This window comes from Thermodesulfobacteriota bacterium (genome assembly GCA_035325995.1).
In the GTDB taxonomy this organism is placed as follows: domain Bacteria; phylum Desulfobacterota_D; class UBA1144; order Nemesobacterales; family UBA2774; genus JADLGH01.
In genome coordinates, this window is record DAOKYU010000003.1 from 239,714 (window position 1) to 254,995 (window position 15,282).

At 57.2% G+C, this 15,282-nt stretch carries 18 protein-coding genes; 8 read left to right on the top strand and 10 right to left on the bottom strand.

The genetic code is table 11. The features are described 5' to 3' along the window. Positions 1 to 71: 71 nt before the first annotated feature. On the bottom strand, positions 72 to 1,022 hold the full coding sequence (locus tag PKC29_05930) for a lipase family protein (GenBank protein ID HML94950.1): 951 nt from the start codon (positions 1,020 to 1,022) through the stop codon (positions 72 to 74). Positions 1,023 to 1,164: 142 nt separating this feature from the next. Then, complete coding sequence (locus PKC29_05935) at positions 1,165 to 1,533, bottom strand: helix-turn-helix domain-containing protein (protein HML94951.1); 369 nt, start codon at positions 1,531 to 1,533, stop codon at positions 1,165 to 1,167. A 63-nt stretch (positions 1,534 to 1,596) separates the two neighbouring features. On the opposite strand from PKC29_05935, the gene PKC29_05940 reads away from it, so the two are divergent. Continuing rightward, entirely contained in the window at positions 1,597 to 1,926 is a 330-nt protein-coding gene (locus tag PKC29_05940; GenBank protein HML94952.1) for a nuclear transport factor 2 family protein, read from the top strand. A 13-nt stretch (positions 1,927 to 1,939) separates the two neighbouring features. Here PKC29_05940 and PKC29_05945 read toward each other — a convergent pair whose 3' ends face one another. The 6 genes from PKC29_05945 to PKC29_05970 all read right to left on the bottom strand — a co-directional run bounded on the left by PKC29_05945 (position 1,940) and on the right by PKC29_05970 (position 6,768). Then, a complete protein-coding gene (locus PKC29_05945; protein ID HML94953.1) occupies positions 1,940 to 2,488 on the bottom strand; it encodes a zf-TFIIB domain-containing protein in 549 nt (182 codons plus the stop codon). 19 nt (positions 2,489 to 2,507) lie between these two features. Further along, entirely contained in the window at positions 2,508 to 2,687 is a 180-nt protein-coding gene (locus PKC29_05950; protein HML94954.1) for a hypothetical protein, read from the bottom strand. A gap of 4 nt (positions 2,688 to 2,691) precedes the next feature. Further along, on the bottom strand, positions 2,692 to 2,868 hold the full coding sequence (locus tag PKC29_05955; GenBank protein ID HML94955.1) for a hypothetical protein: 177 nt from the start codon (positions 2,866 to 2,868) through the stop codon (positions 2,692 to 2,694). 92 nt (positions 2,869 to 2,960) lie between these two features. Continuing rightward, positions 2,961 to 5,198, bottom strand: a complete 2,238-nt coding sequence (gene clpA / locus PKC29_05960; GenBank protein HML94956.1) for an ATP-dependent Clp protease ATP-binding subunit ClpA — start codon at positions 5,196 to 5,198, stop codon at positions 2,961 to 2,963. Continuing rightward, positions 5,195 to 5,536, bottom strand: coding sequence for an ATP-dependent Clp protease adapter ClpS (clpS, locus tag PKC29_05965; GenBank protein HML94957.1), 342 nt, complete (start codon positions 5,534 to 5,536; stop codon positions 5,195 to 5,197). The genes clpA and clpS overlap by 4 nt, the downstream gene beginning before the upstream one ends. A 77-nt stretch (positions 5,537 to 5,613) precedes the next feature. After that, the gene (locus PKC29_05970) at positions 5,614 to 6,768 is read right to left on the bottom strand and encodes a GNAT family N-acetyltransferase (protein HML94958.1); all 1,155 of its coding nucleotides are present in this window, start codon (positions 6,766 to 6,768) and stop codon (positions 5,614 to 5,616) included. A 184-nt stretch (positions 6,769 to 6,952) separates the two neighbouring features. Here PKC29_05970 and PKC29_05975 point away from each other — a divergent pair, with 184 nt between their 5' ends. The 6 genes from PKC29_05975 to PKC29_06000 all read left to right on the top strand — a co-directional run bounded on the left by PKC29_05975 (position 6,953) and on the right by PKC29_06000 (position 12,843). Next, complete coding sequence (locus tag PKC29_05975) at positions 6,953 to 8,167, top strand: OmpA family protein (GenBank protein ID HML94959.1); 1,215 nt, start codon at positions 6,953 to 6,955, stop codon at positions 8,165 to 8,167. Between the two features lie 19 nt (positions 8,168 to 8,186). Further along, positions 8,187 to 8,609, top strand: a complete 423-nt coding sequence (locus PKC29_05980; GenBank protein HML94960.1) for a VOC family protein — start codon at positions 8,187 to 8,189, stop codon at positions 8,607 to 8,609. A 90-nt stretch (positions 8,610 to 8,699) separates the two neighbouring features. After that, on the top strand, positions 8,700 to 9,923 hold the full coding sequence (locus PKC29_05985; protein HML94961.1) for an NAD(P)/FAD-dependent oxidoreductase: 1,224 nt from the start codon (positions 8,700 to 8,702) through the stop codon (positions 9,921 to 9,923). 223 nt (positions 9,924 to 10,146) lie between these two features. Then, complete coding sequence (locus PKC29_05990) at positions 10,147 to 11,580, top strand: DegQ family serine endoprotease (GenBank protein HML94962.1); 1,434 nt, start codon at positions 10,147 to 10,149, stop codon at positions 11,578 to 11,580. After that, complete coding sequence (locus PKC29_05995) at positions 11,567 to 12,025, top strand: RidA family protein (GenBank protein ID HML94963.1); 459 nt, start codon at positions 11,567 to 11,569, stop codon at positions 12,023 to 12,025. Before PKC29_05990 ends, PKC29_05995 begins: the two co-directional genes overlap by 14 nt. A gap of 41 nt (positions 12,026 to 12,066) precedes the next feature. Next, positions 12,067 to 12,843, top strand: a complete 777-nt coding sequence (locus PKC29_06000) for a hypothetical protein (protein ID HML94964.1) — start codon at positions 12,067 to 12,069, stop codon at positions 12,841 to 12,843. 90 nt (positions 12,844 to 12,933) lie between these two features. On the opposite strand, the gene PKC29_06005 is transcribed toward PKC29_06000, so the two are convergent. Continuing rightward, positions 12,934 to 13,749 carry a sulfide-dependent adenosine diphosphate thiazole synthase gene (locus PKC29_06005; GenBank protein ID HML94965.1) on the bottom strand — a complete coding sequence of 272 codons (816 nt, stop codon included), beginning with the start codon at positions 13,747 to 13,749 and terminating at the stop codon, positions 12,934 to 12,936. 221 nt (positions 13,750 to 13,970) lie between these two features. On the opposite strand from PKC29_06005, the gene PKC29_06010 reads away from it, so the two are divergent. After that, on the top strand, positions 13,971 to 14,723 hold the full coding sequence (locus tag PKC29_06010; GenBank protein ID HML94966.1) for a DUF4412 domain-containing protein: 753 nt from the start codon (positions 13,971 to 13,973) through the stop codon (positions 14,721 to 14,723). A gap of 84 nt (positions 14,724 to 14,807) precedes the next feature. Here the strand turns inward: PKC29_06010 and rplI are convergent, their stop codons facing one another. Beyond that, a complete protein-coding gene (gene rplI, locus PKC29_06015) occupies positions 14,808 to 15,254 on the bottom strand; it encodes a 50S ribosomal protein L9 (GenBank protein ID HML94967.1) in 447 nt (148 codons plus the stop codon). Positions 15,255 to 15,282 lie beyond the last annotated feature (28 nt).

Sequence of the window (15,282 nt, forward strand, 5' to 3'; positions counted from 1 at the left end):
CCCGATTTTTCTACCCGTGGCGAACCCCCGGCAACGCCTTCCCGCACAAGCCGGTTTCCCGGCGGATTTTGTTACTGTCCGCCGCTGAACATGCATTCGTCTAGCCCCTCGCCGAGGGCTTCGCAGCTTTTCGGGTCCGAGGTCAAACCGCATACCGTCGAGTAATAATTACACGAGCTGTGATTTATCTCTATCTGGTGAAAATCGAACGGGTCCGGAATCGGTGCCCCGAACGTGATGGGATATTCGGTATCGACGTGCACGTATGAAAGCTCCGTCGGAGGCAGCGTCGGAACGATGTCGTTCGTGTTGTAGACCCGCCGGCTGTCTATCCCGTACCCTTCGTAAAGGCTCTTGAAGTCGGCGTCCCCGGCCCTCGGCCCGGCGAAGTTGTACATGACCGGGTTTTTAAAATCGGTGTTTTCTATGATGTCGGGAACCGCCAGGACTGCGAGCGCCGCGCCGAGGCTGTGGCCGGTTATGTAAACGTTATTGTAATTTCCCGACTCCGCGGCGCTGGCAACCGCGCTCGTAACGGCAAGCGTGTTATATATGTCCGTAAATCCTTCTTCCGTCTTCCCACCGTAAGTGTAGTTCACGAGCGGGAAATCGGCGTCGCTTATCCACTCGTCTACAGTCTTGGTCCCCCTGAACACGACGTAAATGTTGGAGCCGCTCGTGGCGACGAACGCTATCGGCACCTCCGTCGGCAAAGATTCCCCGAGGAAGCTTTCGGGAGTGAGTAGTATCTCTTTCAGCTCATACGGCGAAGGCAGTGTGAATTCCGTGCCGTTGTCGTTGTCTATAAGCATCTGGTACGACTGGAGGCAGAGGTACATGAGCTCCGCCGCGGTCTCGGCGTTGAATTCGCCGCCGCCGGGCTCCTCCGGCCCCGGCTCTTCAGGCCCCGGGACTTCCGGCCCTGTAAGCACGTTCTCCCCGTCGCACGAAACCGCGAATCCGCACGCAAAAATCAATAATAGAATCATGTACGGGATTTTCGATATTTCTTTCTTATTCATGTGTCGGACTCCTCCGGACATTACGGGATTAAAGCAGTATCGATTAATTATAACCGTGATTTTTTCAGTGGATGCAGGTCTTTTATGTAATGGATTCGATGCGCCGCGGTGCTCCCGATCGCCCTGGCCTGACGCCTGGCGGCTATTTCTTTTTTAAAGCGGCCCATTCGAGGAGCGCGTCGAGCGCGGGACACATGGCCTGTCCCCATTCTGTCAGCCGGTATTCGACCTTCGGCGGCACCTGGGGATAAACCGTCCGCGACACGATGCCGCCCCGCTCGAGCTCCCGTAGCTGCTGTATGAGCATTTTTTGAGAAACCGCGGGGATAGCGCGCTCGAGCTCCGAGAACCGGAGCACCCCCCTCGCGAACAGGTGGAATATGATCACCATCTTCCAGCGGCCTTCGAGAAGGCGGAGCGCCCCCTCTACGCCGCTCGCGGCCATGTCGGGAGTGACGTCTTCAAGTTTACCCGTGGGTGAGTACCCTACTTTTCTGTCGGTTCTTGCCATTTCGACAGTATAAGCCACCATCAAAATCACGGCAGTCCAAATCCATTTTTTATGGGGGTACCAATGACAGGTTTACCGACCAAGCTCGACGAATTTTTCGCGGCTCACAACGCTCACGATGCGGATGCAACCCTCTTATATTTTGCCCCGGGCGCTACGGTCGGGGACGAGGGAGAAAACATCGCAGGCCATGCTGCCATTCGATCGTGGCTGGAAAGGACCAGCGCCAAATACAGTGCGGCGGTGGAGCCGCTCGACTACCGGACGGAAAACGGCCGGACGGTGGTCGTTGCGCGGGTCTCGGGTAATTTCCCGGGAAGCCCCGTCAATCTCGCCTTCCGCTTCGCCCTCGACGACGGCGGCCTTATAAAGTCTTTGGAAATTGGCCCATGACGGGCAATGCGTATTATTTAAACGGATTCAGCGTATTGAGCTCGGTCAGGGTTTCGACGAGCTTCGGCTTTTCGACGAATAGCCTGTACTGCATCAGCTTCAGCACGGACGAAAAATCCTTCCACTCCGACATGAAGGATTCGTGCCCGGTTACTATCTCCTTGGCCTCCTCTACGCTCTCCTTAAAGTAATCCGAGAGGGTCTTCCGGGCTATCTCGTCTTCGAGGGATTCTATTATCTTCGGCAGCTCGTCCTTTTCGAGCCATATGCCCTGGCAGGTGCCGCAGTAATTTATCTCGACCCCCGTATCCCCGTATTCGAGGCTCGCGGTCGGGGTTCCGCACACGGGGCAATCGACGCCGGTCGAGCCCGATTTAAATTTTTCGGGGTGCTTCCATATCTCGAAATCGAGCCAATCGAGGTTAGGGTCCGTCTCTTCCTTCACCTCTTCGAGCTCCCCCCTTTCGAGCCAGACGCCCTTACACGACTCGCACTCGTCCACCTCTATAGAACCGAGCACCTTCGTCTTGAGCTCAATACCGCACTTCGGGCACTTCTTCATATCTCGTCTCTCCCCGGAATCAGAGTACTTCGACGTCCACCACGCGGCCGCCCATAAAGTAAAGGTACACGCAGTCGTACGTGATGCCATTCTTCGTCTGGCAGCTGTATATCCATTTCTCGTCGTATCGCGCCTTGACGGGCGTATCGTCCCTGCGCCACGGCTGGCCTATCTCGGCGACGACTTCTTCCTTCGTCATGCCCTTATAGTCCTTCGGCCTCCACCGCCTTCATGACCTCGTTCCCGCTCGATTTCGAGCCCTGGGCGACTACTACAGGCGCGTCTCCGGCAAAGGAGCCCGGTGAAAATATCGTTATCGTAATTCCGAGCGCCAGGGAAAGGAACAGTGACTTCCTGAGCAAATAATCTGGTCGCGGCATATAACGTGAACCTCCCCGTTGTCTTCAGGTTATCGGGATACTTCCGACCTTAATTATATTGCAGAAATCCCCGGTCTCCGAGGGGTTTTCTTTTATCCGAGCTCGAATCCGAGCCCGCCGTCCCTGACTACCACCTTCACGCTCCCGCCGGACGCAAGGTTCCCGAAGAGTATCTCCTGAGTCAGCTTCTCCGTGATCTCGCTGTCGATGAATCTCTGTATGGGCCTCGCCCCTAAGAGCTTGTCGTAGCCCTTCCCGGCTATGTACGACCTGGCCCCGGGCGTGAGCTCTACGGACACCTTCTTCACCCTTAGCCTGTCGGCGAGCTGTCCGAACATCTTGTCTACTATCTTCTCGACGACCTCCCTGCTGAGAGAGCTGAAATGAAGCACGGCGTTAAGCCTGTTCCTGAACTCGGGGCTGAAGTACTTCTCTATCGCCTGGACGCTCTTGTCCTCGAACTCGTCCTTCTCGAACCCGAGTGTCCTCTGGCCGCTCTCGCGGGAGCCCGTGTTCGTCGTCAGTATCAGCACTATCTGCCTGAAATCGACCTTCCTCCCGTTCGAGTCCGTAAGCGTCGCGTGGTCCATCACCTGGAGCAGCACGTTGTAGATATCCTCGTGCGCCTTCTCTATCTCGTCCAGCAGAAGCACCGCGTGCGGGTTCTTGTGAACGGCCTCCGTGAGCTGCCCGCCCTCGTCGTATCCGACGTATCCCGGGGGCGACCCTATGAGCCTCGACACCGTATGCTTCTCCATGTACTCGCTCATGTCGAACCTTATGAACCCGATGCCGAGCGCCTCGGCGAGCTGCTTTGCGAGCTCCGTCTTTCCGACGCCCGTTGGTCCCGCGAACATGAAGTTGCCGACGGGCTTGTCCGGCTCGCTAAGCCCCGAGCGCGACATCTGTATCGCCGTCACCAGCTTGTCTACGGCCTCGTCCTGCCCGAATATAACCTTCTTGAGGTCCGCGGCCAGCGTCATTAGCCTGTTCCTGTCGTCCACCTTGACTGTACGGCTCGGCACCTTCGCTATCTTCGATACGAGCGCCTCTATATCCTTCACCGTCACCTGCCTCACGCCCGTGTCGAAATTCCGGAGCTTCGCGGCCGCCCCGGCCTCGTCGATGAGGTCTATGGCCTTGTCCGGGAGCCTCCTGTCGTTCATGTACTTCGCCGAAAGCTCTACCGCCGCTTTTAAGGCCGGCGTCGAATACCTTACGCCGTGAAACTCCTCGTAGTGTCTCTTGAGCCCCTGGAGTATCTTCACGCATTCCTCTTCGCTCGGCTCGTAGACGTCCACCCTCTGGAACCTCCGGGCGAGCGCGTGGTCCTTCTCGAAGACGCTCCTGTACTCCTTGAGCGTCGTGGTCCCGATACACCTTATCTCACCGTTGGCGAGCGCGGGCTTCAGCATGTTGGACGCGTCGAGCGTCCCCCCCGAAACGGCCCCCGCCCCGATGACCGTGTGTATCTCGTCGATGAAAAGTATCTTTTTGTCGTCCCCTTTAACGTTGTCTATGATGGACTTGAGCCTCTCCTCGAAATCCCCCCTGTACCGCGTCCCCGCCGTGAGCGAGCCCATGTCGAGGGCGTAAATGGCGGTGTTCCTGAGCGCCTTCGGAACCTCGTTTTTCGCGATCCTGAGGGCGAGCCCTTCGGCTATGGCGGTCTTCCCGACGCCGGCGTCCCCGACGAATATCGGGTTATTCTTCCGCCTCCGCGCCAGTATGTGTATGGTGCGGTCTATCTCCGATTCGCGGCCGATGAGAGGGTCCAGCTTTCCGTCGCGCGCCTTCTTTACCAGATTTGTACAGAATTCCGAGAGAGGGTCCTTCGCCCCTCCCTGCGTCTGCGTATCGGTCTTGGCGATACTGGTGGATTTTTCCTGCTGCTCGTAACCCGACCTGCCGTGCGAGATGTATCTCACGAGGTCGTACCTGTTTACGCCCTGCTCGTTCAGAAGATACACGGCGTGAGACTCGTCCACCCTGAACATGGCGATGAGTATGTTCCCCCCGTCTATCTGCTGCTTGTCGGCCGACTCCGCGTGCATGGCCGCCAGCCTGAGAACGTAATGGCTCCCGGCCGAGTACTGGGGCTCCGGCAGGTATTCGGAATCTATCGGGGGCATGTTCTCGTCGATAAAATCCTCGAGGCTCGTTCTCAGCCGTTCGAGGTCGACGCCGCATCCCGTAAGAACCTCCGACGCGTCCGGGTCGTATGTCAGCTCCAGCAGTATGTGCTCGAGCGTTATGAACTCGTGCCGCCTGGCCTTCGCCTGCTCGTAAGACCTTTTAAGTGTTTCCTGCAGTTCCCTTGATAGTGTCATTGATATTCGCCTCCCCCCTCCACTTCCAGTATGCATTTGAGCGGGTGCTCGTACTCCTTCGCCAGCTTGTCCACCTGCGCTATCTTGGTCGTGGCTTCATCATAAGTATAAACGCCCACGGTGCTCCTGCCCGCGGTGTGCGCTTCGAGCATGATCCTGGTTGATTCCTCCTGCCCCTTGTAAAAAATCCTCATGAGCACCCACACTACGAACTCCCTCGGCGTGTAGTCGTCATTTAAGAGCACTATCCTGTACATGTCGGGCCGTTTGAGTCTGGTCCGCTTTTCTGTAAGGAGCTCCCCGTCGCGATCGCTCCGTTTAATATCTCTTTCCGTCATAACCAAAGTCTCGGCGGCGCCGGGGCTTCCTTCGCCGCGTACTATTTAAAGAATTTAATCGTCCGTCCCTCGTTTTTCTACTGCCCGTGCAAATATTTGAGAGGCGACTGCAAATTGTACTGCTCTATGAGGCGCTCCGTATACCCGCGCTCCCGGTCGAGGAACTTGCCGATTGCGCGCCCTGCGGCCTCGTTCAGAATCAGGTGCGAGCTGTACGTGGGAACCGCCCCGAATCCCCTGAGGAATTTATGCTCGCCCTGAGCCCCGGCCTCGAAAATATCGACTCCGTTATTTATAGAATAATCTATCAAGCTGTAGAAACAACACTCGAAATGGAGGTTATTGCAGGGCTCAAGCGCCCCCCAGTAGCGGCCGAATAGCCTGTTGTTCTTGACGATGTTGAAGCTCCCCCCGATCCATCTCTCTCCGTCGCGCGCCATGACCAGAACGAGCCTGTGCCTGTATTTCTTCCACATCAGATCGAAGAATTCCCTGTTGAGATAAGCGCTCCCCCACTTCCTCGAATGAGTGTCCATGTAAAAGTCCCATACGGCGTCGATGTGCTCTTCCTTTATGTCGTTTTTTTCGACGATCCTTATTTCGAGGCCCGTTCCTTCGAGCGATCTTCTTTCCTTCTTTATCTGCTTCCTCCTTCCCGAGCGAAGGTCCCCTAAAAAGTCCTCGAAGCTCCCGTAATTCCTGTTCTTCCAGTGATACTGATGCGTGATCCGCGTAAGGAACCCGAGCCTCTCCAGGAGCGAGCACTCCCTTTCCGTAAGGAAAAGCACGTGCGCGGACGAGCACTCCTCCCTCACCGCAAGCTCGGCAAGCCCCCTCGCCAGGATACCGGCGCACTCCTCGAACGGGTATTCCGGATGGACGGATATCCGCGTCCCTGTAGCCGGCGTGAAGGGCACCGCCGCGACGAGCTTCGGGTAGTATTTCAGCCGCGCGTTCTCGAACGCCCGCGCCCACTCCCAGTCGAATATGTACTCGCCGTAAGAATCGAGCTTTATATAAGCCGCCACCGCGCCGGCCATTGCGCCCCTGTCCCTCAGCACCAGGTATCTCGGTATCCACGCCGTGTGCGGCCCGACGCAGCCCGACTCCTCCATCGCCTCTAAAAACTCGTATTCGAGGAACGGGTTTTCCCTGTCTATGAGGGCGTTGTATCCCTCCCTGTCGAGGGCCCCGATGGAATCGTATACCGAAAGCGTGTAGTCTCTGCTCATACGCTCGTCCCCTGCGGCCGGGGATAATTTCCCGAATAAAGTTTAGTATAGCACCTCAGGCGGGCCGAGGCTCGTAAATAAGCCTCCCGGGGCCGTGCCGACTCCTGCCGAGCTTATTGACAAGGGAAGACCGAAGGTGGGATAATGGTAATCATCCGCGTTAAAATTCCTTCTGAGGCTGAAGATGTATAAACACTTTGCCGCGCCGCTCATACTGGCGCTTTTTCTGGCGCTCCCCGGCGTCTCCCTGCCCGGTTTGCCCGCCTCAGCGCCGGAAGCCTTCGCACAAACGGCGCCGGGCAAGGCCGACGTCTTCTTCAAGCTCAACGAATTCGCGTTCGGCCCCGGCGGAGAAGCCGCCTTAAAAGAAATAGCCGAAACCCTGAAGAATAATCCCGGGACCGTCCTCGTCATCGAAGGCTACTCCGACGTCACGGGCGACGACGAGTACAACCTCAACCTCTCCCGCAGGAGGGCCGAAGCCGTACGGCGGTTCTACGTGGCGGAGGGCGTCGACCCGGCGAGAATAACGGTCGGCGGGAAGGGCAAGACCGACAGGTTCGCGTCCGGCAGCGACGAGAGCTCCCTCAGGCTCAACAGAAGGGTTACGATAAGGCTCGAATCCGGTACGGCACCCGAATCCGCCCCCGCCCCGGAAGCTCCGGCCCGCGCGCCCGGGGCCGCCACCGCACCGGAATCCGAAACTTCCCCCAAAGAGATGATAGACGCCATAACCATCGAAGAGACGGAGCCCGCTCCCGGGCCGGCCCCGGTCCCCGCGCCGGAATCCGCCCCCGAAACACCTTCCGGGCCCGGCGTCGTAAGCCCTGCCGTTTCCGAGATGCTGGGGAAAAGCATGCGCCGTCTCACCGCCGGCAGGATAGTGTTCGACACGCCGGGGGAAATGAGCGTCGGCGAATCTTATACGATAGAGGCCGCGGTCACACATAGATTCCTTAAAGACCTTTCCCAAAGCCTCGCCGAGAGCGGCGCGGACGGCAGCCTCAGGCTCGGCGATAACGTTACCCTCCACCTGAAGGGGAGCGGTTTCGACATAACCCCCGTTTCCGATTCGTCGATAGGGGCGGAGCAGGAGTTTCCCATCGACGACACCGAAGACGCGAAGACGATAGCCGAGGACAGCACGGCGAGCTGGGAATGGAGCGTTAAACCCGAAAAGAGCGGGTTTCAAACGCTCCTTCTTTCCGTCGAGGTCGCGGTCGAGGACGAGCACTTAAGAGAAATCCTCGCCGAGTCCCCCGTTTTCGAAAAGGTGGTCCAGGTAAAGCCCAGCTTCTTTCACTCCATATCGAAAAGCTACCTCCTCATGGCCGTCATTATAGTCATTGCCGTCGCTGCCGTGGGCTGGGCGCTGATAAAAAAGCTCAGGCTCGGCTGACGCGCCGGGAGGCGTATATATGGAATGGCTCCGGAGCATATTTCGCGGCGAAGACAACATAAGCGGAATCGACCACGCGGCCATAGTCGTTACCGACATGGACAGGGCTGTCGGCTTTTATTCCGGCATACTCGGGCTCGAGATCATTCGGGACGGACGGCCCGAAGGCGGCGACAAGAAAACCTTTCTCGGTAACAAAAACGGCGTCTTTCTCGCCCTGACGGAGGATAAAAACCGCATCCCGGGCGGGCCGGTCAATCACATCGCCTTTAAGGTAAACGATATCGAGGCTGCGGCAAGAAGGTTAAAAGACGCCGGCATTTTATTCATAGAAGAGAAAACCGGCCCCGGCGGCGAGGCTATCGCATACCATTTTTTAGACCCCGACGGCCTTGAGCTAGAGATATGCGCTCCTGCACATAACCAGGTCCCCCAGTACTGAAACCCCCCGGAATTTCTTTTCCGAAAAGCTTTGCAGTATGTACTTAACCCATGTAAAATAATTATTAATCTCGTATCAAACTGCCGACAAATGTCGATTTTAAAGAGAAAGAAAAAGCTCGACGAAAACAAGGCCGAAGCCGAAGGCTATTCGCTGCCCGTAAGGTTCGGTCCGGAAATGCGCGTCCTCATCATCGGCGGCGGCATAGCGGGGCTCACCCTCGCGGGGCTCCTCCAGCAAAGGGGTTTCAAGCCGCGCGTGGTCGAGCGCATACCCGAATACGGCAAGGTCGGCTACATCATCGTCCTCTGGCCCTCCGGAGGCCGGGTTCTCAAGGGGCTCGGCTTTTACAGGGACCTTATCGAAACGGGGCTCCCCTTTTCCACTTACAACGTCTGGAACGAAAAGGGCGAGATGCTGAGATCCTACTCCGTCGACGAAGTATCCGAAAAATACGGGCCTATGATAAGCATATACAGGTCCGAGCTCATAAGCATCCTCAGAAAGAACATAAACCCCGAAAGCCTCACGATGGGCGTAACGGTCGAGAAGATTCACCAGACGCCCGACGAAGCCATAGTCACGTTCAGCGACGGGACCGAAGAGTCCTTCGACCTCGTCGTCGGCTGCGACGGCGTCCGCTCCAAAACGAGGGGCCTCGTGTTCGGCGACGTCCCCCTTTCCTACAGCGGCATGAGGGGCTGGAGCTTCTGGCTCAAATCCGGTATCTCCAAATCGGCCCAGATAGCCGAATACTGGGGCACGGGCAAGTTCCTCGGGATATGGCCGACCCGGAACAGGCTTTCCGTGTTCACCTGTATACGGAGCCCCAGGGGTACGCCCGAAACCGTCGAAAACCGCCTCGATCATATAAGGCAGCACTTCAGCGACTTCGGCGGCATAGTTCCCGAGGTCCTCGCCGGGCTCGAAGACCCGGGGGACATATTCCACGACGAGTACTGCGATCTCAGGATGGACGAATGGTACAAGGGCCGCGTCGTCCTCGTAGGCGATTCAGCCCACGCCGTCCTTCCCACGGCCGGCGGAGGCGTGTCGATGGCCATAGAATCGGCTGCGGTGCTCGCGGACGAGCTCTCGCGGGCCGACTCGAAATACATCTCACAGGCGCTCGAAGCCTACGTCGTAAGGCGGCGTCCCCGCGTCAACAAGGTGCAGGACCAGTCCCGCATGATGGGCAGGGTCGCCTTCGCCGACAGCCGCGCCGTATCCGTCCTGAGGAACCTCGTAATGCGTTTTTACTCCAGCCGGCTCCACCTCAAATACTGGGACGATCTCCTTAAAGAACCCATATAAACGACCGCCTTTTTCTTCCTTACTCTGTCCGTCGCTATCCGGAAACGCAGAAAATAATTCATCAGTTATAATTTCTAGTGGCGTTCAGGTTTCAATGAGTATACTTTTAATCCATACGCGCAGAGGGCACGAAGGCGCGTCTTCCTCGAACATTATGAGCGGCGCGGTGCGTGCTCCTGACTATTTTCAATCATCGAATATGAAAACCGGAGGTATTCAGGCCATGTCAAGGCTGGCAAAAATATTCGTTTTATCTCTCGTCGTTTCTTTAATCTCCCTGGGCCAGGTCATGCAGGCCGGCGCGCAGGAGGTAGGGGGATACAATTCGCTTTCACCGCTCGTCAAAAAGCTCAGCCCTTCCGTAGTCAACATCAGCACGACGAATGTCTCCAAGGGAAGGACCTTCTCCTACGAATCTCCTTTCAAGGACCGGGAGAACGATCCCTTCAACGAATTCTTCGATAAATTCTTCGGCCAGCAGCCTGAAAGAGAATTCAGGGGGAGGGGGCTCGGATCGGGATTCATATTCAGCGAGGACGGATACATCGTCACGAACAACCACGTCGTCGAAAAGGCGACCGACATAAAGGTGATACTCCAGAACGGCGATATATACAGCGCGGAGATCATAGGGACCGACCCGAAAACGGACCTCGCCCTCCTCAAGATAGAGCCCAAGGAAAAGCTCCCCGCGGTCAGGTTCGGCAACTCCGACAGCCTGGAAATAGGCGACTGGGTGCTCGCGATCGGTAACCCGTTCGGGCTCGGGCATACGGTCACCGCGGGAATAATAAGCGCCAAGGGCAGGTCTCTCGGCCTCGGCTCCTACGACGACTTCATACAGACCGACGCCGCCATTAACCCGGGCAACAGCGGCGGCCCTCTCTTTAACTTCGGCGGCGAGCTCGTGGGCGTGAACACCGCGATCATAGCGGGCGGCCAGGGCATAGGATTCGCCATACCCGTCAACATGGCCAAGGACGTCGTCGCCCAGCTCCGGAGCAACGGCAAGGTGGTCAGGGGCTGGATAGGTGTCTACGTTCAGGAAGTGACCCCCGATATCGCGGACAGCATGAAGCTAAAGGATCATAAAGGCGCCCTCGTTGCGGACGTAGCGCCGGACGGCCCCGCGGACAAGGCCGGGCTTAAAAGGGGCGACATCATAGTCGAGTTCGACGGCGCCAGCATCGAAAACATGCCCGAGCTGCCGAAGTCGGTCGCGGCCAATCCCCCGGGAACGAAATCCGAGATGAAGGTAATCAGAAACGGTCAGGTAAAGACCCTTAATGTCGAGCTCGGGCAGCTCCCCGAAGAAGTGGCCCAGGAGTCGAGAAGAGTAAAGGGCAAGGCTGTCGAGCAGGACCTCGGCCTCGTAGTCCAGGAGATAACCCCCGAGGTGCAGAGCACATTCGGCACCGGGAGGTCCGAGGGCGTCGTGATTACGAACGTCCAGCCCGGGAGCATAGCGGCCAATTCGGGTCTTGCGCCGGGCGACGTCATTTTAGAAATAAACAAGAAGCAAATCACGAACCTCGACAATTACGGCAAGTCCATGGATTCCGCGGCGCCCGGTCAGAACATCCTCTTCTTGGTTCAGAGGGGCTCGAACACCATATACGTCGCCTTAAAGCCGGGGGCGCATAATGACAAGGGCTGACAGGTTAAAGGAGCTCGGCATAGATATACCGGACATAGCGTCGCCGCTCGGCTCCTACAAGCCCGCGTCGGTAACGGGCAGCCTCCTCTTCGTGTCCGGCCAGCTCCCGCTCTCGGGCGGGAAGCCGCTTTTCGAGGGTAAAGTCGGGGCGGACGTCTCTCCGGAAGACGCCGCCCGCGCAGCGAGGCAGTCGGCGATAAACGTCCTCGCCGTGCTGAAAAAGGAGCTCGGCACGCTCGACAACGTAAAGAAAATTGTGAAGGTCACGGGCTACGTCGCGAGCGCGCCCGGCTTTACGGGGCAGGCAGGCGTTCTTAACGGTGCGTCCGACCTCTTCTTCGACGTGTTCGGCGAGGAAGGCCGCCACGCGCGCGCAGCCGTAGGGGTCTCCGAGCTTCCGTTAAACGCCCCGGTCGAGGTAGAAATCGTGGCCGAGATAATATAACGCCCGGACAGGCGATGCTTTCCGGTAAACTAATCCTTCCAATGTCCCGGCTCACAGTTTGCCTCTATACGGATCACCCGTCGGAAGCGCTCGACGCGGATGCCGTGGCCGCCTCGCTCGAGGAATACGGCGTCCGTACCGAAAACCGCGGAAACCTCCTCGAATACCTCCGGGCGGGGGACGAATCCCTCGACGAAATAGCCCATAGGCTCGCCTCCGCCAGGGTTTCGGGCATAGAATCCCCCCTCGACGAAGTCCATCCGGCGGGCTCCACGGAAGCCGCGTTCGAGGGGAGAATGCTCTTGGGCGAGGGGAAGGGCAGGGGCGTTCTTTACGACGGGCTCTGGGTCCAGAGGGCGCTCCGGAAGCTCGTTTTCGATTCACTGCCCGAAGAATCCGGCCCGGGATTCCTCCACCTTATATTCACAGGCCGCCTCTTGGGGACGTTCGAAGGAAGGCGCTACCACGCCCGCGTCGTCCTTCTCGGAAGCCCCGCTATAATCTCCACGTCCGGCCTTGTAGAGGCCCCCGCGCGGCCGCGCGAATACTACTTCATAAAGGGCGGGCTTATAACGAGCGGGCGAGACACCCGCGAGCTCGACGAGATGTACAGGGGGAGGTTCATCGACTACGACGACCCGAAGACGACCTCCGCAATCACTTCATACGCCCTTCAGGCACTTTTCTACGAGCTCTCCGGCGAGGCTTTCTGCGACGACCCTTCGTGCTGCCTCTTTAACTCGCACTGGCAGGAAGACGTGCTCAAGGTCCAGTACGAGGGAAAGCCCTGCGCCCGCTGCCTCGAAATTCTCGGATAAATCGACTGGAATAAAACGGGAAGGAAAAAGAAAGGGGAAAGGCCGGCGGCCTCCCCCCCTATGATTTTCTGTTTTATTAATGAATCGGGCTCAGGCCCTTGCCTGCTCCTGCTTTTCTAAAATGTCGATCGCGACCTTGGCGGCCTTTTTGCCCGAAAGGAGCATTCCGCCGAACGTCGGCCCCATCCTCGGAAGCCCGTATACGCTGTTTACGGACATGCCGCAGGCTATGAGCCCCGGGTGTACCTCGCCTGTGTACTCGACGAGCGCCTCTTCCGATTTTTCCACCCACATCGAGCCGTGTCCCGGGAGCTTCTTGTAAAGCCCCTGCTGCGAGAGCCTCGAAACGCAGTATGCGTCGTGCCCCGTGGCGTCGATTACGAGCTTCGACTCTATCGCGATCGGGTCGAGGCAGGTGATTTCCTTGGGCATGTTGGCGATAGGCGTCCAGTTTATGACTATGCCGGCCACCCTGCCGTTCTCCCTGTATACGAGGTCGTCGAACATGGTCATGTTCCTTATTCTCGCCCCCGCCTCGCAGGTCATCGCGATGAGCTTAGAGCACGCGTAAGGCCCGTCGGCTACGTAGAGCCCCTTTTCGACCTCTTCGTAAGGGACTTCTATCTCGTCGAGCACCTCGTTCCCGGGCTCCCTCACCGTGACTTTGTTCATGAGATAACCGCCTATCCAGAAACCGCCCCCGAGATAGTTCATCCTCTCCACGAGGAGGACCTTGTATTTCTGCTTGGCTATGTCCTTTGCAGCCACGAGACCGCTCGGCCCCGCCCCCACGACTATCACGTCGCTGGTAATATATTCGTTGAATTCATTGGCAAAGCCTTCTACTATGGCCTTTGTGACTTCCTTTTCCCCTACCGGTGCGAACTTCACCTTAAAATCGGACATGAAATTATCTACCTCCCTGAATATTGCGGTCTTTGGTTTAACCCGTTTACTCTATCACAGAATGGATTGGGGTCAATAGAAACTATTATACACGATATGGCCCCGTATATACCTACGCGGGCCCCTTCGGCCCGGCTTGTCTGTGGCGGCGCGGGCAATTATAGGTTATCTTACAATCTGCCCGTGGCGGCGACATTCAGAAACTTACGGAGGTAACATACATGCTTCGTCGTGCAAGCTTTTTCCTTTTTTTCCTGGCGGTGATGTGCGCCCTTGGCGCTCTCTCCGAAAGGGCCTACTCGGGGCTCGTCATGCAGCAGGTCGTCTACGAGGAAGGCTCCCCCTCGAAACAGCAGGTGACGCTCTACATACAGGACAACAAGCTGAAACAGGTCGAAAATGCCGGCCAGTTCTCCCCCGCGGTCATATTCGACCTCAACTCCGGAAACATTATATTCGTAAACGACGAGAAGAAGCTCTACATAACCCTCAACAGGGATGAATACCTGAAATACATCGAATCCTTCATGTCCGAAAACAAGAACGCGCCCCAGGAAAAAAGGGACGTCAAGCTGAAGAAGACGGACGAAACCGGGAGCTTCGCCGGCTACTCCTCGAAGAAGCTCGAGATATACGACAACGGCAAGCTGCAGACGGAATACTGGGTCAGCAAGGAGCCCGGGTTTTCCGAAGAAATAGACCTCGACAAGATGTCCAAGCTGATGAACGAGGTAAAGAAGATAAGCCAGAACATCGGCGGCTCAGCGTCCATTTCCGACAACGAATACAAGGTAATTCAGGAAATCTACGAGGAAGGCTATCCGATGAAAACAGTGTACTACGCCCCGGACGGCAAGGGCTCGGTCACGGAAGAGATAATCTCCGTTAAAAAAGAAGACATACCCGCCGCGGAGTTCCTTCCGCCGGCCGGCTACGAGAAGATCACCTACCAGGACATACTGAATCAGCAGTAACTTATTCGCAAGGCTGTATATAGAGAGGAGAGCGCATAAGCCCGTAGACCCGGGCTTATGCGTGTTATGTGTGCCGGGTTTATCTTAGCTTTCTTCCACCACTTCGACGGTGACTGTAGCCGTCACTTCGTGATAGATCTTTACAGGTACTTCGTGGGTGCCGAGCGCCTTTATCGGGTTTTCGAGCTCGATCTGCTTCCTCGATATCTCGAACCCCTTTTCCTTGAGCGCGTCGGATATGCCCTGTGACGTAACCGAGCCGAATATCTTCTCTTCCTCGCCGACCTTGACGGCTATGGTCAGCTTCGTCCCCTCGAGCCTGGCCGCGTGCGCCTCGGCGTCCGCCTTTGCCTTGTCCTCTTTCTTCCTGAGCGACGCGCTCTTCTGCTCCCACGCCTTTATGTTCCCGGGAGTGGCCTTTACGGCCAGCTTCTTCGGGATGAGGAAGTTGGCGGCAAGCCCGTTCTTCACGTCCAGCAGCTCACCCCTCTTGCCTATCGATTCAACATCGGAAATCAGTATGACTTTCATCTTTGCCTGAACCTCCAGAATTTTTATG